This window comes from Mesorhizobium sp. CO1-1-11, from assembly GCF_020164995.1.
Lineage (GTDB): Bacteria > Pseudomonadota > Alphaproteobacteria > Rhizobiales > Rhizobiaceae > Mesorhizobium > Mesorhizobium australicum.
In genome coordinates this window covers 105369-131439 of record NZ_JAIUHE010000003.1, presented here as the reverse complement: position 1 = coordinate 131439, position 26071 = coordinate 105369, and the positions used below count along the sequence as shown (strand labels likewise).

The following is a 26071-nucleotide window of genomic DNA, read 5'->3' as shown; positions in this document are numbered from 1 at the left end:
AACGCGACAACGGCCGTTGGCCATGGGCAGGCAAAGCCGATCGCCGACAGCTTGACCGAAGCCGGCTGTTCCGCGAACCGCGGAACCATCATCGAGTAGTCCTGCGCCGAAGGCCATGACCCACGGCAGACGGATCTGACTGGAGAGAGACAATGGGCACTTTTTTCTACGTGGTCCTGGCGTTGTTGGTAGGCGTGTTGGTCGGCTGGTTCATCTGGGGGCGCCTGCGCGGTGAGCTCGACAGTCTTCGCGGCGACCTCGATCGCACCCGCAGCGAGCGCGACAAGCTGCGCGCCGACAGCGACCGCCTGACCGGCGAACTCAGTGCATGCGGCAAGAGCCGCTCCGACCTCGAGCGTCAGCTGCGCGAGGCCCAGGCCTCGTCGGGCACCGGCGGAGCAAAGGCGTCAAGTCAGCCACCGGCAGCCCTGATGTCGACGCCAGCCGTTGCAAAATCCGGTGCGGCGGCAGCCAAGCCAGCCGCCGCGAAGGCGGCCCCGGCAAAGGCAGCACCGAAGCCCGCGGCCGCCAAACTCGCAACTGCTTCGGCACCGGCAGCCATGGCTTCGCAGAGCAAGGCTCCGACGACCAAGGCTCCGGCGAAGACTTCGACCGTGCCCAAGGCAGCACCCGCTGCAAAGAAGACCGCACCGGCAGCGGCCAAGCCGGCGTCGGGCAAGCCCGACAATCTGCGCCGGTTGATCGGCATCGGCCCAGTCAACGAAAAGCTGCTCAAGGCGCAAGGCGTCACCACATACGCCCAGATCGCCGGCTGGACACCAGCCGACATCAAGCGGATCGAGGAGGTGATGAACTTCGACGGCCGCATCGCGCGCGAACGCTGGATCGAGCAGGCCAAGCTGCTCGCCGCTGGCAATGAGGCCGAATTCGCCAAGCAGTTTCCGACGGCCGGCACCGCCAGCAATACCTGAACGACGGATACAGAGGCCATGCGACCGGCGGCGCCAAGGACGCCGCCGCTTTCTTTTGTCGGCAAGGTTCGATCCGGCAAAGGTCGGCTTTGAGGGACAGGGTGCCGTTCCCTCGATTGCGCGCGCCCGGCCCCCTATATAGAGCGATCGTCAGCTCCATCGATCCCGGTTCCCATGTCCCTGCCCGCAGCAATTTTCCGCAACGACGAAAGCGCGCGCCAGCTCGTTTTCAAGCGGCCGGCCGATGTCATCGTTGCGCATGAGCCCAAAGACTTCCCGGCGGCGTTGCAAGCGGCGCAGGCCGCGCACGATGCCGGCAAATGGCTGGCCGGCTATTTCTCCTACGAGGCCGGTTACCTGCTCGAACCGAAACTCGTTCCCTTGCTGCCGGGCCGGCGCCGGGCCCCGCTGGTCTGCCTCGGGGTCTTCGATGCTCCTGATGAAGAAGCGGTGCCGCCGCCAGGCACGCCGACCAACGGCCCGATCTTCGACGCAAGGGCAACGTGGTCGTTCGAGGACTACGAGAAGCGGTTCTCGCGGTTGCATCGGCACATCAGGCAAGGCGATTGCTACCAGGGCAACCTGACCTTTCCGGTGCACGCGCAATGGTCCGGCGATCCGCTCGCCGCCTTCGACGCGCTGACCGAACGCCAGCCCGTGAAATATGGCGCCCTGATCGCGCTGGGCGACCCGATCGTCCTGTCGCGCTCGCCCGAACTGTTCTTCGAGATCGATGCAGCGGGGATGATCGAGACGCATCCGATGAAGGGTACCGCACCGCGCGGCGCAACCGGGGACGAGGACGAGCGGCAGAAGAATTTCCTGCGCAATGACGAGAAGAACCAGGCCGAGAACCGGATGATCGTCGACCTCCTGCGCAACGACATATCGCTGATCAGCGAGGTCGGCACGCTGGAGGTGCCGGAACTGTTCCGCATCGAGACCTACCCGACCGTGCACCAGATGGTGAGCGACGTCAGGGCCAAGCTGCTGCCCGGCCTCTCGATACGACAGGTATTCGCGGCGCTGTTTCCCTGCGGCTCGATCACCGGCGCGCCGAAGATTCGCGCCATGGAGATCCTGCACGATCTGGAGGCCACGCCGCGCGATGTCTATTGCGGCGCCATTGGCTGGATCGCGCCCGGCGGCACGATGCGCTTTTCCGTGGCGATCCGCACCATCTCGCTCTTTGCCAGCGGCGAGGCCGTCTACAATGTCGGCGGCGGCATCGTCTTCGATTCGGTCGCGGAAGAGGAGTACCAGGAGTGTCTGCTCAAAGCCCGTTTCGCGACGGGGACACCGCCGGTTTCGAGCTGATCGAGACCATGCGCTGGGAGCCCGCCTCGGGCTTCCTGCGCCTCGATCGCCATCTTGCGCGCCTTTATGGCTCGGCGGCGGAACTGGGCTTCAGCTATGATCCGCAAAGGGTTGGCGAGGCCCTGAGCGACGCGGTCGATCGATCGCCCGTCGCCATGCGCACGCGGCTCGCCCTGTCGCGCAATGGCCGGGCCAACGCCTCGGCGCAGCCCTATGAACCGCTTGCCGCCGACAAGGTGTGGGCACTGCGGCTGGCGCGGACGAGGCTCGATTCGAGCAACACGCTGCTGCGCCACAAGACCAGCCGGCGGCAGCCCTACACCCATGCCCGCTCCGAATACCTCGTCACCCAGGCCGATGAGGTGCTGCTGGCCAATGAGCGCGGCGAGATTTGCGAAGGCACGATCACCAATGTCTTCGCCGATTTCGGCGACGGCGTGCTGGCAACGCCCCGGCTCGATTGCGGCCTGCTGCCTGGCGTACTGCGCGGCGCGCTTCTGGATGAAGGCCGCGCCGGTGAAGCGATCTACAGCTTGAATGACCTGAAATCCGCCAAGGCGCTGTTCGTCGGCAATTCGCTGCGCGGGCTGATCCCGGCCAAACTAATCTGAAGTCAACTGATCTGAGGCATGACGTCCCTACCCGCCCACACGCCGTATGACGGCTCGTCGAAACTCTTCACCATCGGGCTGAAGCCGCTCGACCCCGCGAACTGGATCGAGGTAGACGGCCATTTGCTGCCCTACCTCGCTAAAAAGCGCCGGCTCTATGCCGAAATCCCTGAACGCGTCTTCGTCGAGCAGGACGGTACGCTTGACGCCCAGCAGGAAGTGCTCGAACTGCTCGGCGCTTACCTGCCGGAAAGATTTCCCGACACCCACCGGCGCAGCGATGCGGGCGTTGCGGTCGTGGGTGCGACGAGCCGTCCCACGATCCCCTCCAGACTCGCCGGCGCCCCCCTCGTCGCGGCCTCGCTGCTGGTCCAGGAAGACCTGATCCTCATGCGGCGGGGCGAAGACGGCTGGCGGCTCGCCGCGGGTTCGCTGTGCTTTCCCTCGTCCTGGTCGCTTGTCGAAAAATTCGGCAAGCCGCTGCAGCAGATCCACGAGCCGGTGCCGGGCTTCGGCCCAGGCACAAGGCCGGCCGATCTGATCAACCGGATGTTCGATGGCCTGCAGGGCCAGGCCGTCGAACGTTACAATTGGTCGATCCAATCAGGCGATGCACTCTACCATCCGCTGTCCAATATCGAGCGCATCGACCGCGCCACCAGCCGGCCGACGCGTTTCCCCGACGGTGACGTGAAGACGCACGCCTTCATCCGGGTCGAGCGCCAGACGCTGCGCAAACTGCCCGCCTCACGCGACATCCTGTTCACCATCCGCATCCATCTCGACCCGCTCGCTGTGCTGGCGCGGCACCCGGACCGGGCGACGCTGGCAGCGTCCTTTGCCGCGCAGCTCGAAGCACTCGATGTCGCCCAGCTCGACTACAAGGGCCTGACATCGGATCGCGATCGGCTGATCGCTGTCCTTAACCAAATGGCCAAGGACGCGTAGTCGCTGGTTGGCGCTTTTCGCTGGTTTGTGACAATGATCTGTGATGTAGCGCATGGCCGTTGGGCGAAAATGCCGGGCTTTTGCACGCAGTTGCCCAGCTTTTGAACGCAGTTGCCCGGCTTTTGGACGTAGTTGAAGGAGTGCTCGATAAAATGGCGAACGAAAACTGGCCCGTTTACGGTGAGATCACCGGCCCCGTGGTGATGATCGGCTTCGGCTCGATCGGACGCGGAACGCTGCCGCTCATCGAGCGCCATTTCAAGTTCGACAAGTCGCGCATGACAGTCCTCGACCCGCGCGATACCGATCGCAAGCTGCTCGACGAGCGCGGCATCGCCTTCGTCCAGGAAGCGGTGACCGAGAAGAACTACAAGAAGCTTTTGACGCCGCTTCTGACCAATGGCGGTGGCCAGGGCTTCTGCGTCAACCTGTCGGTCGATACCGGCTCGGTGGACCTGATGCGGCTCTGCCGCAAGCTCGGCGTGCTCTATATCGACACCGTCGTCGAGCCTTGGCTTGGCTTCTATTTCGACGCCAAGGCCGACAACGCCAGCCGCACCAACTATGCGTTGCGCGAGGCGCTGATCAAGGAAAAGCACGACAAGCCGGGCGGCGCCACTGCGATATCCACCTGCGGTGCCAATCCCGGCATGGTGTCGTGGTTCGTCAAGCAGGCGCTGGTCAACCTCGCCACCGATCTTGGCATGGAATTCTCCGAGCCATCGCAGGACGACCGCGAGGGCTGGGCCAAGCTGATGAAGAAGGCCGGCGTCAAGGGCATCCACATCGCCGAGCGCGACACCCAGCGGACCAAGAAGCCCAAGCCGATGGATGTGTTCTGGAACACCTGGTCGGTCGAGGGCTTCATCTCCGAGGGTTTGCAGCCAGCCGAGCTCGGCTGGGGCACGCATGAGACCTGGATGCCCAAGAACGGCAAGAAGCACAAGCATGGTTCAAAGGCCGCGATCTACCTGGAGCAGCCCGGCGCCAACACCCGCGTACGCTCCTGGTGCCCGACGCCGGGACCGCAATATGGCCTGCTGGTAACCCACAACGAGGCGATCTCGATCGCCGATTTCTTCACAGTGCGCTCCAAGAAGGGCAAGGTTCAATACCGCCCGACCTGCCACTACGCCTACCATCCCTGCAACGATGCGATGCTGTCGCTGGACGAGATGTTCGGTGCCGCCGGCAAGCCGCAGCCGGTGCACCACGTGCTCGACGAGAACGAACTGGTCGACGGTGTCGACGAGCTCGGCGTCCTGCTCTACGGCCATGACAAGAATGCCTACTGGTACGGTTCGCAGCTGTCACTCGCCGAAGCGCGCAAGCTGGCCCCCTACCAGAACGCCACTGGCATGCAGGTCACCTCGGCTGTCCTGGCCGGCATGGTCTGGGCACTGGAGAATCCCGCCGCCGGCATCGTCGAGGCCGACGAGATGGATTACAAACGCTGCCTGGACGTGCAGTCGCCCTATCTCGGACCGGTCAAGGGCTATTATACCGACTGGACGCCGCTCGACAGACGCCCGGGTCTCTTCCCGGAGGACCTCGACCGCAGCGACCCGTGGCAATTCCGCAACATCCTCGTCCGATAGCACCACCCGGACCATGCTCCATTGCCTTGCAATCGCCCGGAAATCGGGCGATTGAAGGGAGGCGGCCTGGGGTGGCGATGTGCGTCCGTTGAACGCTTAAAGCATACCCCGGCACTTTGGACGTTCGCGTCATTCCCAGAAATCGGCCCGATTTCTGGGACGACGCGTTTGGAGAGGATTTCATATGACGATTGCGCGCAAAGTTCTTTCGACAGGCCTGGCGGGCGCCCTTGCCTCGATGCTTGCTGCCTGTGCCACCAGCGGCCCAGATACGCCGCCCATGGCCGCCGCCCCGAAAGGGGTCGAAGGTTCCTGGATCGATGCCAAGGGCACCGGCCTGTCGACCTTCACCGGCGGCACCTTCACGACCGTCGCCACCGACACGGGACAGAAGCTTGCCGATGGCAGCTACACGATGACCGGCGCCACGTCGGTGCAGATCAACGGCACCTCGCTGATCCGCCAAACCCCGGTAAGCTTCAATTGCCTGATGGTGTCGACCAGCCAGCTCAACTGCACCAGCTCCGCCGGCCAGAATTTCGTGCTGACGCGGCGCACCTGAACTCGGCGAACAATCCAGTCACATAAGACGGCGGCCCCTCGGCCGCCGTTCTTTTTTTGTGCCGGCAAATACCCCGGGTTTCGCGCCTGGAGATACCGCCGCATTTCCCCTTGCGTCGGCCCGGACGCGATGGGAACATGATCGAAACGCTGGCTGTAATACCCAGTCAAGCAAGGGCGCCAGACGCCTCTGATCAGCCTACCGGGAGACGAAGATGAAGAAGCTTGCCGCCATTGCCGCCCTTTCCGCGTCGACGCTTGGCCTGTCGGCCGGCGCAACCTTTGCCGACTACACACTGAACATCCTGCACATCAATGACTGGCACAGCCGCATCGAAGGCAACAACAAATACGAATCGACCTGCTCGGCCGAGGAGGAGACCAAGGGCGAATGCATCGGCGGCGCCGGCCGGCTGATCACCGCCATTGCCCAGGAACGCAAGAAGCTGGAAGGCCAGAACGTGTTGCTGCTCAGTGCCGGCGACAATTTCCAGGGTTCGCTGTTCTACACGACTTACAAGGGCAAGGTCGAAGGCGAGTTCCTCAATGACATGAAGTTCGACGCCATGGCACTCGGCAACCATGAATTCGACGACGGCGAGGCGGCGCTGGCGCCGTTCCTCGACATGATCAAGTTCCCTGTGCTCGGCGCCAACGTCAAGGCCAACGCGCAGTCCAAGCTCGGCGACCGCGTCAAGCCGTCTGTTGTCGTCGAGGTCGGCGGCCAGAAGATCGGCATCATCGGCGCCGCCACCAACGACACGCCCGAACTCGCCTCCCCCGGCCCCAACATCAAAATCGAGGACGATGTCAAGTCGATCACGGCCGAGGTCGAGAAACTCAAGGGAGAAGGCGTCAACAAGATCATCGCCGTGACCCATATCGGCTACAACAGGGAGCGCGACGTCATTGCCAAGATCCCTGGCATCGACATCGTGGTCGGCGGCCACAGCCACACGCTTCTGTCCAATACCGATCCGAAGGCGGCTGGTCCCTACCCGACCATGGTCGACAACCCCGGCGGCTACAAGGTGCCGGTGGTGCAGGCGGCGTCCTATTCGAAATATCTCGGCGAGTTCAAGGTGGTTTTCGACGACAATGGCGTCGTCAAATCGGCAAGCGGCGACCCGATCTATCTCGACAAGTCGATCACACCGGACCCGGCCGTGCTCGTCCGCATCAAGGAGCTTGGCGCGCCGATCGAGGCCTTGAAGAACAAGGAAGTGGCCGAGACCACCGATGTCATCGACGGCAGCCGCGAAAGCTGCCGCGCCAAGGAATGCGCGATGGGCAATCTCGTCTCCGACGCCATCCTCGACCGCGTCAAGGGACAGGGTGTCGAGATCGTCATTTCCAACGGAGGCGGCCTGCGCGCTTCCATCGACAAGGGCACCGTCACCATGGGCGAGGTGCTGACCGTGCTGCCGTTTCAAAACACGCTGGCGACCTTCCAGATTTCCGGCAAGGACCTGGTCGCCGGCCTCGAAGGCGGGCTTAGCCAGATCGAGGACGGCGCCGGCCGCTTCCCGCAGGTGGCGGGCCTCAAATATTCCTTCGACAGATCGGTCGCACCCAATGCCGGCCGCGTCAAGTCGGTGGAGGTGATGGAAAATGGCGCCTGGACGCCGATAAATCCGACCAAGGACTATTTGGTCGCCACCAACAACTATGTCCGCCAGGGCGGCGACGGCTACAAGGTCTTCGCCGAAAAGGCCAAGAACGCTTACGACTACGGCCCTGGCCTCGAACAGGTCGTGGCCGACTATCTCGGCGCGCACCGGCCCTATACGCCGAAGCTCGACGGCCGCATCACCGAGATCGCGGCGACGACAGCGGCAGCTCCCGCCGCCGAACCAGCAAAGCCGGCGGAGACCGCACCGGCAGCGCCGGCACCGGCCGAGGCTGCCAAACCGGCTGCACCGGCAATGCCGGAATTGCCTGCCAACTCAGGCGATATCGCCAACACGCCGCCAGCCATATCGACGGAAAACGCGCCTGCACCACCGGCCCCGCCGGCACCTGCCGAACCGGCGAAGCCTGCCGAGACCACTCCCGCGCCGGCCACTCCTGCGCCTGCGACGCCCGCGCCCGCCGAGCCGGCAAAGCCCGCTGAAGCCACACCAGCCACCGGCAATCATGTCGTCGTGACCGGCGATACCTACTGGGATCTGGCGAAGAAGGCCTATGGCGATGCGACCAAGTGGAAGCTCATCTATGAGGCGAACAAGGGCCAAAGGCCGCATCGGCTTATGCCGGGCGCGACACTGACCATCCCGGCGAAGTAATTTCGTCCAGCTCCGCCACATCGCCCGCCCGGGGAACCGGGCGGGTTTATATCTCCATGGCCTGATGCATGTCGCCCGGAGGTGTCCTCGGTTATCAGAAGCTTACGGCAGGTCGGGCGAATCCTATCCGCCGCGACATGCTACAAGGTGCGGCCAGACGCGGCATTGAAAGCTCCTGCAGGATGGTTAGGTTCACGTCTCGGAGACCCATATGCCGCTTTCCACTATTGTCGATCCCAAAGCCGCGAAAGCCCCTGGCCCACGACCGGTCGGGCATCCCCCCGTCAAGATCGGCAAGATAGGGGTCATGCTGGTCAACCTTGGAACACCCGACGGCACCGAGTTCAGGCCGATGTGGCGTTATCTCAGGGAGTTCCTGTCTGATCCACGCGTTATCGAACTCAACAAGGCGATCTGGTATCCCATCCTCTATGGACTGGTGCTGACCACGCGACCGAAGAAGTCGGGCGCCAACTACGCCAGGATCTGGAACCGGGAGAAGAACGAGTCGCCTTTGCGTACCTATACCCGCGCACAAGGTGAAAAACTGGCCGAGGCGCTACGCGATCTGCCCAACGTGGTCGTCGACTGGGCGATGCGCTACGGCAACCCTTCGACGTCGAGCGTCGCCGAAAGGCTGGTCGCACAAGGCTGCGATCGCATCCTGAGCTTTCCACTCTATCCGCAATATTCGGCGACGACGACCGCCACCGCAAACGACCAGCTGTTTCGCGCCTTGATGAAGATGCGGGCGGCACCTGCCGTCCGCAGCGTGCCGCCCTATTATGATGAGCCAGTCTACATCGAGGCGCTGGCCAGTTCGATCGCACGGCATCTGGCGACCTTGGATTTCCGGCCCGAGGTGGTCATCGCCTCCTATCACGGCATTCCAAAACCCTATTTTGAGAAGGGCGACCCCTATCATTGTCATTGCCTGAAGACGACGCGGCTGCTGCGCGACAGGCTCGGCTGGGACGAGAGAAAATTGATCACCACCTTCCAATCACGCTTCGGGGCGCAAGAATGGCTGCAGCCCTACACCGACAAGACTGTGGAGAAACTGGCCAAGGACGGCGTCAAGTCGATCGCCGTCGTCAATCCGGGGTTTTCAGTCGACTGCATCGAGACGCTGGATGAGATTGGCCGCGAAGCGGCCGAGACCTTCCACCATGCCGGCGGCAAGAACTTCGCCCGCATACCATGCCTGAATGACAGCCCTGAAGGCATGGCGGTGATCGAAGCGATGGTACGGCGCGAGCTGTCAGGCTGGGCTTGATGCCGGAACAACACCAGCTCCGGAGCGTTGAGCAGCGCCTCCGGAGAACTCAATGCTCCGCAAACTTGACCTCAGCACTGGCCGGCCCGTCTGGTCTGCCTATCGGGCGCCCGCGGTACCGACTGGCAGTCTGACCCGGGACGTCAAGACCGATGTGCTGATCGTCGGCATGGGCATCAGCGGCGCCATGATGGCCGAGGCGCTGACAGCCGGCGCTCACGCCGTGATCTGCATCGACCGGCGTGGCCCGCTGAAAGGATCGACGGCGGCAACAACAGCGCTTGTGCAATTCGAGATCGACCAGCCGCTTTCAACGCTCTCGATGATGATCGGCAAGGGCCAGGCACGGCAGGCCTGGCGACGCTCCCGGCTAGCCGTTTCCAACCTTGCCGCCCGCATCGCCGAACTCGGCATCAACTGCGGCATAAGCCGCACCCAATCGCTTTATCTGGCTGGCACCGTGCTCGGCCCATCGGAACTCCGGGACGAAGCCGAGGCGCGGCAGATGGCCGGCATCGGCGCGACCTATCTTACATCGGCGCCATTGGCCGGAGCATTCGGCATCGATCGGGGTGGCGCCATCCTGAGCCATGGCAACATCGCGCTCGACCCTCGCAAGCTGACGGCAGGGCTGCTGCTCAAGGCGCTGGAGCGCAAGGCACGTTTATACGCTCCCGTCGAAGCGACGGCGATCGAGGACAGCGCCGATGAGGTGGTGGTGGCAACCACGGACGGCCTCACCATCACGGCACGGCATGTTGTCCTGGCCACCGGTTACGAGCTGATCGACATCGTGCCGGCGGCCGCTCACCGGGTCATCTCGACATGGGCGATTGCGACATGTCCGCAACCACGGAAGCTCTGGCCGGGCGCGGCGTTCATCTGGGAGGCGTCGGATCCCTACCTCTATGTCAGGGCAACCGCCGATGGCCGGGTCATCTGCGGCGGCGAGGACGAGGAATTCCTTGACGAGACGCGGCGCGATAAGCTGATAGCCGACAAAAGCGCCCGCATTGCCGCAAAACTCGACCTGATGTTTCCGCACCTCGACACCCGGCCCGACTTTGCCTGGACCGGCTCCTTCGGCACCACGACCACTGGCCTCCCCTACATCGGCGCCATTCCCAGGCACCCGCGCATCCATGCCGTGATGGGTTATGGCGGCAACGGCATTACCTTCTCGCGCATCGCCGCCGAGATCATCTCTGCTTCGATCGGCGGGCTTGAAGACACGTATGCAAGCCTGTTTGCCTTCAACCGCTGAGTGCATACCCACAAACAATCCCTCATCACCTGATTGTAACGTTCCTGAAACACACTTAAGTCTTTGGTGAAGCCGGTTGCGCGGGAATGGCTCGCGCGGCCTGCCCATGAGGGAGGGCCAAATGGATTTCAGTGGTTTCGATATTGCGGTCGTTGTTCTGGTGGCGCTTGTCGTACTGGTGCTGTTCAAGGGCATCAAGACAATCCCACAAGGATACAACTATACCGTCGAACGCTTTGGTCGTTACACCAAGACACTGAGCCCCGGCCTGAACCTCATCTTTCCGTTCGTCGACCGCATCGGCGCCAAGATGAACATGATGGAACAGGTGCTCGACGTTCCGAGCCAGGAGATCATCACCCGCGACAATGCCATCGTCGGTGTCGACGGCATCGCTTTCTACCAGATCCTCAATGCGGCACAGGCCGCCTATCAGGTTGCCGGCCTGCAGAACGCCATCCTCAACCTGACGATGACCAACATCCGCACCGTCATGGGTTCGATGGACCTCGATGAGCTGTTGTCGAACCGCGACGCCATCAACGAGCGCCTGCTGCGCGTCGTCGACGAGGCCGCGCATCCTTGGGGCATCAAGATCACCCGCGTCGAGATCAAGGATATCAACCCGCCCGCCAACCTGATCGAATCGATGGGCCGCCAGATGACCGCCGAGCGCAACAAGCGCGCACAGATCCTGGCCGCCGAGGGCCTCAAGCAGTCGCAGATCCTCGAAGCGGAGGGCCGCAAGGAAGCCGCCTTCCGCGACGCCGAGGCGCGCGAACGCTCCGCCGAAGCGGAAGCCCGCGCCACCCAGGTGGTGTCGGAAGCGATCTCCAAGGGCGACGTCCAGGCACTGAACTACTTCGTCGCCCAGAAATACACCGAGGCGCTGGGCAAGATCGGCACCGCCACCAACAGCAAGATCGTGCTGATGCCTTTCGAGGCATCGTCGCTGATCGGCTCGCTCGGGGGTATCGGCGAAATCGCCAAGGAAGTCTTTCGCAGCGAAGGCACGACCGGTGCGCAAAGGCAGGCGGCACGTCCGCCTGTCGTCAGGCCCTCCGACAACTGAGATAGGCCACTCTCATGATCGACCGCATCGTTTCTGAACTCGGGCCGTGGAACTGGATGGTTCTGGGCTTCGTGCTGCTGGTGGTAGAGGTCATCGCACCGGGTTTCTTCATGCTTTGGATCGGCATCGCCGCTCTGATCGTCGGCGCGGTGTCGCTGCTGATCTGGGATGTCGCCATCTGGACATGGCAGGTCCAGGTGCTGCTATTCCTCGTGCTGTCGCTGGTTTCAGCCTTTGTCGGCAAGAAACTCATGGGCGGACACGACCAGCCAACCGATCAGCCGCTGCTCAATCGCCGTGGCGCCCAGATGGTCGGCAGGATGGCGACGCTCGCCGAACCGATCCGCGACGGCCGTGGCCGCATCAAGCTCGGCGACACGCTGTGGCGTGTCTCCGGCCCCGATCTGCCCGCCGGCACTCAGGTGCGTGTGACAAGCGCCGCGGACACGGATCTGGAACTGACGGTGGAGCGGGTCTGAATTCCAGCGAGTGCCAACGTGCTAAAGTATTTGAGATTCAAGTCGTGAACGATGGGTTTCGGGGTCGCTCTTGCGACGAGCAGGGCGGACATTAAGTCCGTGCGCTCCGGCCTACGCCGGAAGCGCAGAAATCCTTCGCTCGCAGGCCGGCCTCACCTGAAGATCAATATCTTAGGCAGCGCCGATGCGCAGCAGGTCATGGAAATGCACCACGCCCAGCGGCATGTTGTTCCTGGTCACCACCAGCGCACCGACATTGTGCTCGTTGAGCAGCGCGATCGCAGTGCCTGCAAGCGTCTGCGGGTCGACCGTCTTGGGTGTGCGGGTCATCACCTCGTCGACGATGACGTCGGCCAGGTTGCGGTGCAGGTTGCGCGCGACATCGCCATCGGTGATGATCCCGGCCAACTCGCCATTGGCGTCGACGATCAGCACGCAGCCGACCTTCTTCTGCGACAGCGTCATCACCGCTTCCGGCATCTTGGTGCCGAGCGAAGCCAGCGGCATCTGCTCGCCGACCCGCATGATCTCGGAGACCATGGTCAGGTTGGCGCCGAGCTGGCCGCCGGGATGGAAGGTGCGGAAATGGTCCGGCGTGAAGCCGCGCGCCTCGAGCAGCGCGATCGCCAGCGCATCGCCGATGACCAGTTGCAGCAGCGTCGACGTCGTCGGCGCCAGGCCGTGCGGGCAGGCTTCCGGGGTGCGCGGCAAAAGCAGCACGACGTCGGCCGCGCGCGCCAGCGCCGAGGTTTCTCCGGAGGTGATGGCGATGAGTGGAATGGAGAAGCGCCTAGAATAGGCGACGATGCCCATCATCTCCTTGCTCTCGCCCGACCACGAGATCGCGACGATGGCGTCGTCCCTGGCGATCATGCCGAGATCGCCATGATTTGCCTCGACGGGATGGACGAAAAAGGCCGGCGTGCCGGTCGAGGCCAGCGTAGCGGCGATCTTCGAACCGATATGGCCGCTTTTGCCGACACCGGTGACGATGAGCCGGCCCTCGATCTTCGAGATCGTCTCGACGGCCTGGGCAAAGGATGCCGCCAGTCCGTTCTCAAGCGCCTCGGCAAGGGCCGCGACTCCCGCCTGTTCGGTTGTTACCGTTCTAAGCGCCGATTCGATCGACGCTTGCCTGTCCAGAGGCTTCTTATCGAGAGATCTCGCATGCATGGGTGATGCGATTAGCGCTTTGCCGCCCGCCTGTCCAACAGAAATGGCCTCTGCATGACGGCCGGATGTGTGCGGTCGTTGGGGACGACGACAAGGATCAAATGGAAGGCACGACGCAGACCCGCATTGTCGCCCGCGGAAATCCGCGTTTGGAGCCAGTGGCGCGCGCGACCTCAACCCTCCGTTAACCATCCCCATTTACGGTTCGGTAAGTATGGCGCGCGTGCGCCGCGCAGGCAGTGGTGGCGATGTCCGGGGTCCAGCCAGAAAAATTGAGAGGACGACAGGGCAAGGCGATCTGCGCCTTGCTGCTGGCGACCAGCATCCTTGCCTTGCTGCGTTCCACGCCACTCCATGCCCAGGAAACGGAATTGCGCGGAGAAGTGTCGGAATCGGCGATCCTGTCCGACCAGCAGCGCAAGGCGAGAAACCTGGTTCTTGCACAGCAAGCGGCGGCCAACGCGGCCGCGCAGGACAATGCGCCGGCGCGAACCTATCTGCCGGCCAGCGCCGGCGCCGTGCCTGACGACGCGGACGCCGCGAACTCGACCACCAGCGTCTTCGACCCGCCCCAGGCCAGCGACGATGCCTCTGCCGACGCGCCCACGCCGCCCAAGCCACGCCGCGCTTCGACCGCCAGGCAGAATGCGGCCGACAAGGCAAAGGACAAGGTCGCCGACAAAAAGAAGAAAAAAAAGAACACCATGGCGGCTACGGATCCAACCACCACCGCCACGACGGCCGCGACGGACGACACCGCCGATATCGCGGCGGATCAGGAAGCGGCCAATCGCCGTGCACTCACCATCGACAGTGCGGACAAGCAGAAACTCGACCCCGGCGCCGAGCGCACCGCTGCAATCGAGGGCCAGAACAAGAAACCCGAGGACGATCCGTTCGCCGCAACCGGCGTCAAATGGGGCTCCTTCATCATCCGGCCGACCATCGAACAGGGGCTGACGGCGACGACGAACGGCGATTCGAGCAGTGCCGGCACATCAGCGCTGCTGTCCGAGACGGCTCTTCGCTTTACCGCCGCTTCCGACTGGCGTGAAAACGCCGCGACCATCGACGGCTACGGAATTTTCCGTGAAACCGTGTCGGGCTACCCGGTTCACGACGCGCAGGGCCGCATCGAAGGCCAGCTCAATGTCGACCTCGACAATGACTTGCGCGCCATCGCCAAGCTCGGCTACGAAGCCGTGCCGGAATCCGCGTCCTCGCCCGATGCCATCGCCGGCGTCAGCACCCAGCCGCTGCGGCAGACCATCGACGGCAGCATCGGCGTCGAGAAGGCCGTCGGCAAGATGCAGTACACGTTGACCGGGGCGGTCTCGCACGATTTCTATGGTGACGCCAAGCTCTCGGACGGCACCTCGCTGTCGCAGAAAGATCAAGACAATACGCTCTACACGGCAACCTTGCGCACCGGCTACGAGATATCCCCAGCGCTCACGCCCTTCACCGAGATCGAGGTCGGCCGCCGGGCCTACGACCAGCGCATCGACAATGAAGGCTTCGAGCGCTCCTCGACGCGTCTCGGCGCCCGCGCCGGCTTGCAACTCGACATGGGCGAGAAGCTGTCGGGCGAATTCTCGGCCGGCTGGCTCAGGGAGGCGATCGACGACAACAGCCTGGAAGCGATTTCGGGGGCCACCCTCAATGCCGACCTCAAATGGTCGCCGCAGCGCGGCACCACCATCGGCTTGACCGGCAAGACCACCGTCGAGACCACGACCACATCGGGCGAAAGCGGCGATATCCTCTACTCCGGACGCCTGACGGGCGAGCGCGTGATCCGATCCAATCTTACCGCGAATGCGGCCTTGGGCCTGGATTGGCGCGATTATGTCGGCATTGACGGCCATGACAGGATCTTGAGCGCCGAGGCCGGGCTGACCTGGTGGCTGAACCGCTATGCGGGCCTCACCAGCAGGGTAAGGACCGAAAAGCTGACCAGTAACCTGCCCGGCCGCGACTACACCGCCAACAGCATCTTCGTCGGCGTGAAGGTGCAGCGCTGAAGGCGTGTGCGCCAAGGCATGGCGAGAGTCAGGGTCGGGCCGAGTCGAGAATGGCTGATACCGAGAACCGCAGCGGAGCGTACTTTATGTACGTGAGCACAATTCTACTGCGACGCAGTAGAACTGGGAAGCGTAGGAGCGGCCATTCGCAGGCCGGCATCACCTGAATATCAGGCATACCCTAGAAGGCTGCCCCGCGCCGTTCTGATGGCTTCATCTCGTCGAGCAGCGTGCGGATGACGCCGGCCATGCTCTGGTTCATGTCGTTGCGCCACAGCGCGAAAGCGACATTGGCCTCGACGAAACCTTCCGGCGAGCCGCAATCGAAGGTGCGGCCCTTGTAATGGTAGCCGTAGAAGGCCTGCTGCTTCTCCAGCTTCAGCATCGCGTCGGTCAGCTGGATCTCGTTCCCTGCGCCCTTTTCCTGGCCTTCCAGAATCCTAAAGATCTCGGGCTGCAGGATGTAGCGGCCGTTGATGTAGAGGTTGGACGGCGCGGTGCCCGACTTCGGCTTCTCGACCATCTCGGTGATGCGGAAGCCGTGATGCGTGTCTTCGCCGCGCCCGACGATGCCGTATTTATGAGCCTCCGCCGGGTCGCATTCCTGCACCGCGATGATGTTGTTGCCGGTCTCCTCGTAGAGCTCGACCATCGCCTTCGTGCAGCTCTTTTCCGACTGCATGATCATGTCGGGCAACAACAGGGCGAACGGCTCATCGCCGACCAGTTCGCGCGCGCACCAGACGGCATGGCCAAGACCCATCGGCACCTGCTGGCGGGTGAAGCTGGTCTGCCCCGGTGCCGGCTGCAGCCGCTGCAGGCGGGCAAGCTGCTCGTCCTTGCCGCGTTGTGCCAGCGTATCATAGAGTTCGAACTGGATATCGAAATGGTCCTCGATGACCGCCTTGTTGCGGCCTGTGACGAAGATGAAATGCTCGATGCCCGCCTCGCGCGCCTCGTCGACGACATACTGGATGACTGGCCTGTCAACGACGGTCAGCATCTCCTTGGGAACAGCCTTGGTGGCCGGGAGAAACCGCGTGCCGAGACCGGCGACCGGGAAAACTGCCTTGCGAACTCTCTTCATACTTTCAATTATCCGTTTGCTGGCCAGCTCCGCAATCCCCGTCCCCCGACATTTTCGCGCCGGAATTGAAGATTAGTGGGACGGCTGAGGGAAACTCCCGCCGGTTAAAGCATCGAGGTGTCTTTTCGTTCCAGGCGACGCCTATGGTAAACTAATTCCTAACCCGGTTCGGCGAAGAATGGTCTTTCCTGGGACAGAGAAGGAGGAAAAGATGTCCGTTCGCAATGCCGCAAAACGTTTCGCCAGCGTCATGACGGCGGCCAGCCTCTCGCTCGCTTTGCTTGTCCCCACCGGGCCGGCCTTCGCCGACGCCGGTTTCCGGCAATGGGTCGCCGGCTTCCGCGCCACCGCCGTGGCGGGTGGCGTTTCCGGCGCCGTTTACGACCAGGCTTTCCGGGGCATCAACGAGCCCGATCCGGTGGTGCTGGAAAAGGCCCGCACCCAGCCCGAATTCACCGCGCCCGCCTGGGATTATTTCGACAACCGCGTCCATGACCAGTCCGTCGCCGTCGGGCAGCAGATGGCGAAGAAATGGAAGCCTTGGCTGGACAGGATCGAGGCGAGATTCGGCGTCGACCGCTACGTTCTCCTGGCCATCTGGTCGATGGAATCGAACTATGGCGAAATTCTCAAGCGCGACGACATCATGCGCAACGTCATCCGTTCGCTGGCGACTTTGGGTTATAGCGACGCGAAACGGTCGAAATACGCCCGCACCCAGCTGGTAGCGGCGCTGAAGATCCTGCAGACCGGCGATATCGACGAAAGCCACCTGATGGGCTCCTGGGCGGGCGCCATGGGCCAGACCCAGTTCATCCCGACCAGCTACCAGCACTATGCCGTCGACATGGACGGCAATGGCAAGCGCGACATCTGGAATTCCATTCCCGATGCGCTGGCGACATCAGCCAATTTGCTCAAGAAGAATGGCTGGCAGGCCGGCAAGACCTGGGGCTACGAGGTCGCGTTGCCGGCCGGCAAACTTCCCGCCGCGTCGAAGACCCTGGCGCAATGGCAGGCGCTCGGCGTGGGCCGCGCCAGCGGCAAGCCGTTCAAGAACCTCACCGACAAGGCAACGCTGAAAGTGCCGGACGGCCGTGGCGGGCCGGCCTTCCTGATGGTCAGGAATTTTTCGGTCATCAAGGCCTACAACAATGCCGACAAATACGCGCTCGCCGTCGGTCTGCTTGCCGATGAGATCGCGGGTGGCAGCGGCCTGGTCCAGGATTGGAACCGGCCTTTTACCAAGCTCAGCTTCGAGGAACGGCAGGAGTTGCAGAAGCGACTTTCCCAGCACGGCCTTTACGACGGCAAATTCGACGGCAAGATCGGCGACGGCTCGAAGACGGCCATCATGGCTTATCAGGCCAAGGTTGGCTTGACCCAGGATGGCTATCCGAGCTTGGAAGTGCTGAAATGGCTCAGGCAGAAATAGAGCCTGACGAAGTTGAGTAGGGAGGGAGCGATTGGTTTGGCCTACGCGCATCGGGACGTTCGTCCGTCGCATGCCGGTGCTGATCCTGGCCTTCGCCGTGCTCGCCATTGCCGTGGCCGGAGCTGTCCATGCCCCAGCCATGGCGCAGGAACAGCCGCAGCAAAGCCGGGGCTGGTCATTGCGCGACCTTCTGTTTCCGCGCCGCAGCGAGCGGGTCGAGCCGCCGCAGGACATCCAGAAGGCGAGACCTAAGCCGAAGAAGAAACCGCGTGCGCCTCGCCCACCAGAGGAGCCGGCAACGCCCGTGGTCGAAAAAGCGCCGGACGCCCGCACCGTCCTGGTGGTCGGCGACTTCATGGCGGCCGGCCTCGCCGAGGGTCTGGACGAAGCCTTCGCCGAGAATACCGGCGTCAGGATCGTGGTCCGCAGCAATGGCTCGTCAGGCTTCGTGCGCGATGATTTCTACAACTGGCCCGAACAGATCAAATCGCTGATCGACACCGAAAAACCCGCCGCGGTGGTCGTCATGCTCGGGTCGAACGACCGCCAGCAGATGAAGGTCGGCGACGTACGCGAACAGCCCCGCTCCGAAAACTGGACGAAGGAATACGAGCGCCGCACCGATGAGCTCGGCAAGGCAATCGCCACCGCCAAGGTGCCTTTCCTGTGGGTCGGCATGCCGGCCTTCCGGGTGCCGAAGATGACCTCCGACATGCTGGCCTTCAACGACATCTACCACAAGGCCGCCGAAAGCCACGGCGGCGAATTCGTCGATGTCTGGGACGGCTTCGTCGACGAGAACGGCGCCTTCGTCACCTCTGGCCCCGACATGAACGGTCAGCCGGTGCGACTGCGCGCCGATGACGGCATCAACGTGTCCAAAGCCGGCAAGCGCAAGCTCGCCTTCTACACCGAAAAGCCGCTGCTTAAGATCCTTGGACTGGCCGCGCCGGGAAGCGTGGCACCGACGACGGCGCCGGCGGGCGCACCGGTCGAGACCCCCGCTCCAGCGGCCGCGCCTATCGTCATCGATCGCACCCAACCCATGCTGCTCAGCGATCCCGCGCTCGACGGCGGCACAGAATTGCTCGGCGCTGCCCCACCGCCGAAGGCCAATCCGGCTCTCCCTGGCGAAAGGCTGGTGATCGAGGGCAAGGCGCCGGAGGCTTCCCCAGGCCGCGCCGACGACTTTTCCCGGCCGCCGAAGGCAAGTCCGGCGACAGCGGCAGCGTCCGACACCACCACGGCGGTCAGCCCTTAACGCGGCAGGACGGTCGTCCCCATCAGCGCCTCGTCGATCGAGCGTGCCGCCTGGCGGCCTTCGCGGATCGCCCAGACGACCAGCGACTGGCCACGGCGTACGTCGCCCGCCGCGTAGAGCCGGTCGACGCTCGTCCTGTAATCGCGGTCATTGGCCTCGACATTCCTGGAACGGCGGCTGTCGGTGGTGATCTTCATCTCCCCCTCGAGTTCCGCCGCAACGCCCGCCATCGCCGGGCCAGCAAAGCCGATGGCGATGAAGGCGAGATCGGCGCGGATGACGAATTCAGTGCCGGCGATCGGCTTGCGCTTGTCGTCGACCTCGCAGCACTTCACGCCTGTAAGCTGGCCTTCCTCGCCGATGAATTCGAGCGTCGCCACCTGGAATTCGCGTTCGGCGCCCTCGGCCTGCGAGGACGAGGTGCGCATCTTGGTCGCCCAGTAGGGCCAGACGGAGAGCTTGTCTTCCTTCTCGGGCGGCTGCGGACGGATGTCGAGCTGGGTGACGCGCACCGCACCCTGGCGGAAGGCGGTGCCGACGCAGTCGGACGCGGTGTCGCCGCCGCCGACGACGACGACGTGCTGGCCACCGGCGATGATTGGATGCGACGGCCATGCCACCGACTGGATCGGTTCGCCGCCGACGCGGCGGTTCTGCTGCACCAGATAGGGCATCGCGTCATGCACGCCGCCGAGATCGTCGCCGGGAATACCGGCAGCGCGCGGCGTTTCCGAACCACCGCAATAGAGCACGGCGTCATGTTCGGCGAGGAGTTCAGCCACCGGCTTGTCGATGCCGACATTGACGCCGCAATGGAAGGTGACGCCCTCGCCCTGCATCTGTTCGATGCGCCGGTCGATATAATGCTTCTCGATCTTGAAGTCGGGGATGCCGTAGCGCATCAGCCCGCCGGGGCGGCTCTCGCGCTCATAGACATGCACGTCGTGACCGGCGCGGCCAAGCTGCTGGGCGGCCGCCATGCCGGCTGGGCCGGAGCCGATGATGGCGACCCGCTTGCCGGTCTTCTTCTCCGGCGGATAGGGCCTGATGTGGCCGGTCTCGTAAGCCTTGTCCGCGATCGCCTGCTCCACCGTCTTGATGGCGACCGGAATGTCTTCGAGGTTCAGCGTGCAGGCTTCCTCGCAAGGCGCGGGGCAGATGCGGCCGGTGAACTCCGGGAAATTGTTGGTCGAGTGCAGGTTGCGGATCGCGTTGTCCCAGTCTCTGTTGTAGACGAGGTCGTTCCAGTCGGGGATCTGGTTGTGGATCGGACAGCCCGTTGGCCCATGGCAGAACGGAATGCCGCAATCCATGCAGCGCGCGGCCTGTTTCTCGACTTCCTTGTCCGACATCGGCAGCGTGAATTCGCGGAAATGCCGGATGCGGTCGGAGGCCGGCTGGTACTTGTGCACCTGCCGGTCGATTTCGAGAAAGCCTGTTACCTTGCCCATAGTCCAGTTCCTGCTGTCCAGATGGTGCGGTTTTCGCCGCACCCGTTAACCTCTTGAGGCAGCCGTGGCAACCTTGAGCCCGAGGTCAAACTGTCGATGAAGGGGCCGGGAAGCCTGGGCCCCCCGGCAATTCTCAAATCTATTCGGCCGCGACGCCCATGCGCATGCGTTCCATCTCGATCAGCGCGCGGCGGTATTCGACCGGCATGATCTTGCGGAATTTCGGCCGGAAAATAGCCCAGTCGTCGAGTATCTCGCGGCCGCGCACCGAACCCGTATAGTGCACGTGGTTCGAGATCAGCTGGTAAAGCCGTTCTTCGTCATGACTGGTCATGTCGCCGGACACGTCGACGCGGCCCTTGTGGTCGAGGTCGCCGCCATGGTGCAGCAGCCTTTCCATCAGATCGTCTTCTTCTGGGACCGGCTCCAGCTCGACCATGGCCATGTTGCAGCGCTCGGCGAAATCACCTGCTTCGTCCAGCACATAGGCGACACCGCCCGACATGCCGGCGGCAAAGTTGCGGCCGGTTTTGCCGATGACGACGACGACGCCGCCGGTCATGTATTCGCAGCCATGGTCGCCGACGCCCTCGACGACCGCGGCGACGCCCGAATTGCGCACCGCGAAGCGCTCGCCAGCGACGCCGGCGAAATAGGCCTCGCCCTCGGTCGCGCCATAGAGCACCGTATTGCCGACGATGATGGAGTCGGCCGCGACGATCCTTGCCTCTTCCGGTGGCCGGATGACGATGCGCCCGCCCGACAGGCCCTTGCCGACATAGTCATTGGCGGCGCCGACGAGCTCGAACGAGATGCCACGTGCCAGGAAGGCGGCGAAGGACTGGCCGGCCGTGCCGGTGAGTTTTACCTGGATCGTGTCCTCGCGCAGGCCCTTGTGCTTGAAGCGCTTGGCGACCTCGCCCGACAGCATGGCGCCCGTCGAACGGTCGACATTGCGGATGTCGACCTCGATCTTGACCGGTTGCTTGGCCTCCAGCGCGGGTTTGGCCAGTTCGATCAGCTTGCGGTCGAGCACATCGTCGATCGGATGCTTCTGCCGCTCGGTCCAGTGCACCGCTTCATGCGGCGCATCGGGCTTGTAGAACATCTTCGAGAAATCGAGCCCGCGCGCCTTCCAGTGCTGGATCACGTCACGCTTTTCCAGAAGGTCGGCGTCACCGATGATCTGGTCGATATGGGTGAAGCCCATTTCGGCGAGCAGCGCCCGCACCTCTTCCGCCACGTAGAAGAAGAAGTTGATGACGTGCTCGGGCGTACCCTTGAAGCGCTTGCGCAGCACCGGATCCTGCGTCGCGACGCCGACCGGGCAGGTGTTGAGATGGCATTTGCGCATCATGATGCAGCCGGCCGCGATCAAAGGCGCGGTCGAGAAGCCGAACTCGTCGGCGCCGAGCAGCGCGCCGATGATGACGTCGCGCCCGGTGCGCAGGCCGCCGTCGACCTGCAGCGCCACGCGCGAGCGCAGGCCGTTCAGCACCAGCGTCTGGTGCGTTTCGGCAAGACCCATTTCCCACGGGCTGCCGGCATGCTTGAGCGAGGTCAGCGGCGACGCACCGGTGCCGCCATCATAGCCAGAGATGGTGATGTGGTCGGCGCGCGCCTTTGCAACGCCGGCCGCGACCGTGCCTACACCAACCTCCGACACCAGCTTGACCGAGACGTCGGCCGCCGGATTGACGTTCTTCAGATCGTAGATCAGCTGCGCCAGATCCTCGATTGAATAGATGTCGTGGTGCGGCGGCGGCGAGATCAGGCCGACGCCCGGCGTCGAATGCCGAACCTTGGCGATGGTTGCGTCGACCTTATGGCCGGGCAACTGGCCGCCCTCGCCGGGCTTGGCCCCCTGCGCCACCTTGATCTGCATCATGTCGGAGTTGACGAGATATTCCGCCGTCACGCCGAAACGCCCCGACGCGACCTGCTTGATCGCCGAACGTTCGGGGTTCTTGCCGCCACCTGGCAGCGGCAGATAGCGATCGGCCTCTTCGCCACCCTCGCCGGTGTTCGACTTGCCGCCGATCTGGTTCATGGCACGCGCCAGCGTGGTGTGCGCTTCCCTGGAAATCGAGCCGAACGACATCGCCCCGGTCGAGAAGCGCTTGACGATGTCGGCCGCCGGCATGACATCGTCGAGGGCGACCTTCGTGCGGCCGGTCTCATCCGCCAGCTTGATCTTGAACAAGCCGCGTATGGTCTGGGCGCGGGCCGTCTCGCTGTCGATCTGCGCCGAATAGTCCTTGAACGTCTCCCACGATCCCTGGCGCACGGCGTGCTGCAAGGTGGCGACCGCGTCGGGCGACCACATATGCGCCTCGCCGCGCATGCGGAACAGGTATTCGCCACCGACCTCGAGGCTGTTGCGCAGCACCGGATCGCTGCCGAAACCGTCCGTGTGACGGCTGACGGTTTCACCTGCGACCTCATCCAGTCCGACGCCTTCGATCAGTGTCGCGGTACCGGTGAAGTATTGCTGCACGAAATCGGTCTTCAGCCCGATGGCATCGAAGATCTGCGCGCCGCAATAGGACTGATAGGTCGAGATGCCCATTTTGGACATCACCTTGAGGATGCCCTTGCCGATCGACTTGATGTAGCGCGACACCACTTCGTAGGCGTCGACCTCCTCGGGCAGTTCGCCGCGCTTGTGCATGTCGAGCAACGTGTCGAAGGCGAGATAGGGATTGATCGCTTCCGCGCCGTAGCCTGCAAGGCAGCAGAAATGATGCACCTCGCGCGGCTCGCCCGATTCGACGACCAGGCCGACCGCGGTGCGCAGCCCCTTGCGGATCAGATGGTGGTGCACGGCGGCCGTGGCCAGCAACGCCGGAATGGCGATGCGGTCCGGTCCGAGCTGGCGATCGGACAGGATGATGATGTTGTAGCCGCCGGCGACTGCCGCTTCCGCCCGCTCGCACAGCCGGTCGATGGCTCCCTGCATGCCGGCAGCACCCTCGCTCGACCCATAGGTGATGTCGATCGTCTTGGTGTCGAAACGGTCCTCGGTGTGGCCAATCGAGCGGATCTTCTCGAGATCGCCATTGGTCAGGATCGGCTGGCGCACTTCGAGCCGCTTGCGGCGCGAATTGCCGACCAGGTCGAAGATGTTCGGCCGCGGTCCGATGAACGACACCAGGCTCATCACCAGTTCCTCGCGGATCGGGTCGATCGGCGGGTTGGTGACCTGGGCAAAATTCTGCTTGAAGTAGGTGTAGAGCAGCTTCGACTTGTCCGACATCGCCGAGATCGGCGTGTCGGTGCCCATCGAGCCCACGGCTTCCTGGCCGGTGGTCGCCATCGGCGACATCAATAGTTTGGTGTCTTCCTGGGTGTAGCCGAACGCCTGCTGGCGATCGAGCAGGCTGACATCCTTGCGCAGCGCGCGCGGCTCGACCGGCTTTAAATCTTCCAGGATGAGCTGCGTATTGGCAAGCCAGGTCTTGTAGGGGTGTTTGGTCGCGATCTCCGACTTGATTTCCTCGTCGGGGACGATGCGGCCCTTGCCAAGGTCGATCAGAAGCATGCGGCCGGGCTGCAGCCGCCACTTCTGGACGATCTTCTCTTCCGGCACCGGCAGCACGCCGGCCTCGGAAGCCATGATGACGCGGTCGTCGTCAGTGACGATATAGCGTGCCGGGCGCAAGCCGTTGCGGTCCAGCGTGGCGCCGATCTGGCGTCCGTCGGTGAAGGCGACCGCCGCCGGCCCGTCCCAAGGCTCCATCAACGCGGCGTGGTATTCGTAGAAGGCCTTGCGATCGGCATCCATGAGCTTGTTGCCGGCCCAGGCTTCCGGGATCAGCATCATCATGGCGTGGCTGAGGCTGTAGCCGCCCTGGAACAGAAACTCGAGCGCATTGTCGAAGCAGGCGGTATCGGACTGGCCGTCATAGGAGATCGGCCAGAGCTTCGAGATGTTGTTGCCGAACAGTTCGGAATCGACTGACGCCTGGCGCGCCGCCATCCAGTTGTTGTTGCCGCGCACCGTGTTGATCTCGCCATTATGCGCGACCATGCGGTAGGGATGCGCCAGCTTCCACGACGGGAAGGTGTTGGTCGAGAAGCGCTGGTGGACGAGGATCAGCGCGGTCTCAAAACGCGGGTCCTTGAGGTCCTTGTAGTAGGCCCCGACCTGATAAGCCAGGAACATGCCCTTGTAGACGATGGTGCGCGCCGACAGCGACACGCAGTAGGCACCGATGTCCTTGTTGTCGTTCTCGGCGTAGATGCGGCCCGATATGACCTTGCGCAGCAGGTAGAGCCTGGCCTCGTATTCCTCGTCGTCGGTAATGTCGGCCGTGCGGCCGATGAAGACCTGGCGGTGGAACGGCTCGGACGCGACGATGTCAGGCGCCTTCGATAGCGACGAATTGTCGACCGGCACGTCACGGAAACCGAGCAGTGGCAGCCCCTCGGACTGCGCCGATTCGGCGATGATCTCTTCGATATGTGCACGAAGGGCAGCATCCTGCGGCATGAACCAGTGTCCGACGCCGTACTGGCCTACCGGTGGCAGTTCGATACCTTGGGCCGCCATCTCCTCACGGAAGAAAAGATCCGGAAGCTGTACCAGCACGCCGGCGCCATCGCCGACCAGCGGATCGGCGCCGACTGCGCCGCGATGCGTCAGGTTCTCGAGCACGGCAAGCCCGTCCTTGACGATCTGATGCGACTTCACGCCCTTCATGTTGACGATGAAGCCGACGCCGCAGGCGTCATGCTCGTTGCGCGGATCGTAGAGGCCCTGGGCGGTCAAGCCGCCGGCAGTCGCGCGATTTTTGGCGGAGGTATTTTTGACGGCGGCCGCTTTCGTCTGCGCGGCCTGGCCGTTCGTCGCAGAGAGCGTCAATTCCGTCATTGTCCTGTCCTCCATTCCAGCCCTTCAGGCGCTGGTTTGCCTCGGCAAGCGCTTGGCTCACCCTGATCCTTGCGGCACGTCTTGCGAAATCCTTTTCGAACCATGCGGCTTTTCGCATGCTTCGCATCTGGTATCGTACAGGCCAGCGTCCGGCCGTCCACCTGTCGCTCGCGGCAACAGCCGGAGAGGCCAATATGTTACGCCAATCCGGCCCTGTTTTGTGCGACAAAATAAGACAGCACTACTGTCCTAAATTTTTATGGCAGAATTCCGAAACGCGCACAAGACCGATTCACAAAAAACCTGGAGCTTCCGCGACATAAAATTACACGGAGTTGGAGAAAAACGTAAGCTTAAGTCGCCGACGCTTGCCGCCACGTTGGCTGGCTTCAACGGTTTTTCGGCGCCTGGCCCTTGCGGTCGG

Annotated in this window: 18 protein-coding genes; 14 read left to right on the top strand and 4 right to left on the bottom strand. The window is 63.4% G+C overall.

What is annotated here, in order from left to right; all coding sequences use genetic code 11:
• Nucleotides 1–152 precede the first annotated feature (152 nt).
• The 11 genes from LB554_RS04525 to LB554_RS04475 all read left to right on the top strand — a co-directional run bounded on the left by LB554_RS04525 (nt 153) and on the right by LB554_RS04475 (nt 12343).
• Nucleotides 153–932, top strand: coding sequence for an NADH dehydrogenase (locus tag LB554_RS04525; RefSeq protein WP_015315852.1), 780 nt, complete (start codon nt 153–155; stop codon nt 930–932).
• Between the two features lie 162 nt (nt 933–1094).
• Nucleotides 1095–2249 (top strand): aminodeoxychorismate synthase component I, encoded by a 1155-nt coding sequence (locus LB554_RS04520; protein WP_411909931.1) that lies wholly within the window; start codon nt 1095–1097, stop codon nt 2247–2249.
• Complete coding sequence (locus LB554_RS04515) at nt 2198–2860, top strand: aminotransferase class IV family protein (RefSeq protein ID WP_224583313.1); 663 nt, start codon at nt 2198–2200, stop codon at nt 2858–2860. Before LB554_RS04520 ends, LB554_RS04515 begins: the two co-directional genes overlap by 52 nt.
• Nucleotides 2861–2878: 18 nt before the next feature.
• Nucleotides 2879–3808: a heme-dependent oxidative N-demethylase family protein gene (locus LB554_RS04510; RefSeq protein ID WP_224583311.1), complete on the top strand. Its 930-nt coding sequence runs from the start codon at nt 2879–2881 to the stop codon at nt 3806–3808.
• A 152-nt stretch (nt 3809–3960) separates the two neighbouring features.
• Nucleotides 3961–5406 carry a homospermidine synthase gene (locus tag LB554_RS04505; protein WP_140661790.1) on the top strand — a complete coding sequence of 482 codons (1446 nt, stop codon included), beginning with the start codon at nt 3961–3963 and terminating at the stop codon, nt 5404–5406.
• A gap of 184 nt (nt 5407–5590) precedes the next feature.
• Nucleotides 5591–5968 (top strand): hypothetical protein, encoded by a 378-nt coding sequence (locus LB554_RS04500; RefSeq protein WP_023770500.1) that lies wholly within the window; start codon nt 5591–5593, stop codon nt 5966–5968.
• Nucleotides 5969–6182: 214 nt separating this feature from the next.
• On the top strand, nt 6183–8252 hold the full coding sequence (locus LB554_RS04495; protein ID WP_224583309.1) for a bifunctional metallophosphatase/5'-nucleotidase: 2070 nt from the start codon (nt 6183–6185) through the stop codon (nt 8250–8252).
• A 211-nt stretch (nt 8253–8463) separates the two neighbouring features.
• The gene (gene hemH / locus LB554_RS04490; protein WP_224583307.1) at nt 8464–9528 is read left to right on the top strand and encodes a ferrochelatase; all 1065 of its coding nucleotides are present in this window, start codon (nt 8464–8466) and stop codon (nt 9526–9528) included.
• 52 nt (nt 9529–9580) lie between these two features.
• Complete coding sequence (locus tag LB554_RS04485) at nt 9581–10792, top strand: NAD(P)/FAD-dependent oxidoreductase (RefSeq protein WP_224583304.1); 1212 nt, start codon at nt 9581–9583, stop codon at nt 10790–10792.
• A gap of 121 nt (nt 10793–10913) precedes the next feature.
• Nucleotides 10914–11864, top strand: coding sequence for an SPFH domain-containing protein (locus LB554_RS04480; RefSeq protein ID WP_015315843.1), 951 nt, complete (start codon nt 10914–10916; stop codon nt 11862–11864).
• Between the two features lie 14 nt (nt 11865–11878).
• Entirely contained in the window at nt 11879–12343 is a 465-nt protein-coding gene (locus LB554_RS04475) for an NfeD family protein (RefSeq protein WP_015315842.1), read from the top strand.
• Between the two features lie 171 nt (nt 12344–12514).
• Here the strand turns inward: LB554_RS04475 and LB554_RS04470 are convergent, their stop codons facing one another.
• Complete coding sequence (locus LB554_RS04470) at nt 12515–13516, bottom strand: SIS domain-containing protein (RefSeq protein ID WP_224583302.1); 1002 nt, start codon at nt 13514–13516, stop codon at nt 12515–12517.
• 248 nt (nt 13517–13764) lie between these two features.
• Between LB554_RS04470 and LB554_RS04465 the strand changes: the two genes are divergently transcribed.
• On the top strand, nt 13765–15540 hold the full coding sequence (locus LB554_RS04465) for an outer membrane beta-barrel protein (RefSeq protein WP_181174534.1): 1776 nt from the start codon (nt 13765–13767) through the stop codon (nt 15538–15540).
• Between the two features lie 181 nt (nt 15541–15721).
• Here the strand turns inward: LB554_RS04465 and galU are convergent, their stop codons facing one another.
• Entirely contained in the window at nt 15722–16627 is a 906-nt protein-coding gene (galU, locus tag LB554_RS04460; RefSeq protein ID WP_015315839.1) for a UTP--glucose-1-phosphate uridylyltransferase GalU, read from the bottom strand.
• 211 nt (nt 16628–16838) lie between these two features.
• Here galU and LB554_RS04455 point away from each other — a divergent pair, with 211 nt between their 5' ends.
• A complete protein-coding gene (locus tag LB554_RS04455) occupies nt 16839–18062 on the top strand; it encodes a lytic murein transglycosylase (protein ID WP_224583300.1) in 1224 nt (407 codons plus the stop codon).
• A gap of 70 nt (nt 18063–18132) precedes the next feature.
• The gene (locus LB554_RS04450; protein ID WP_224583417.1) at nt 18133–19323 is read left to right on the top strand and encodes a DUF459 domain-containing protein; all 1191 of its coding nucleotides are present in this window, start codon (nt 18133–18135) and stop codon (nt 19321–19323) included.
• Here the strand turns inward: LB554_RS04450 and LB554_RS04445 are convergent.
• Nucleotides 19320–20774: a glutamate synthase subunit beta gene (locus LB554_RS04445; protein WP_015315836.1), complete on the bottom strand. Its 1455-nt coding sequence runs from the start codon at nt 20772–20774 to the stop codon at nt 19320–19322. The genes LB554_RS04450 and LB554_RS04445 overlap by 4 nt on opposite strands.
• A 139-nt stretch (nt 20775–20913) precedes the next feature.
• Entirely contained in the window at nt 20914–25647 is a 4734-nt protein-coding gene (gene gltB, locus LB554_RS04440) for a glutamate synthase large subunit (RefSeq protein WP_224583298.1), read from the bottom strand.
• Nucleotides 25648–26071 lie beyond the last annotated feature (424 nt).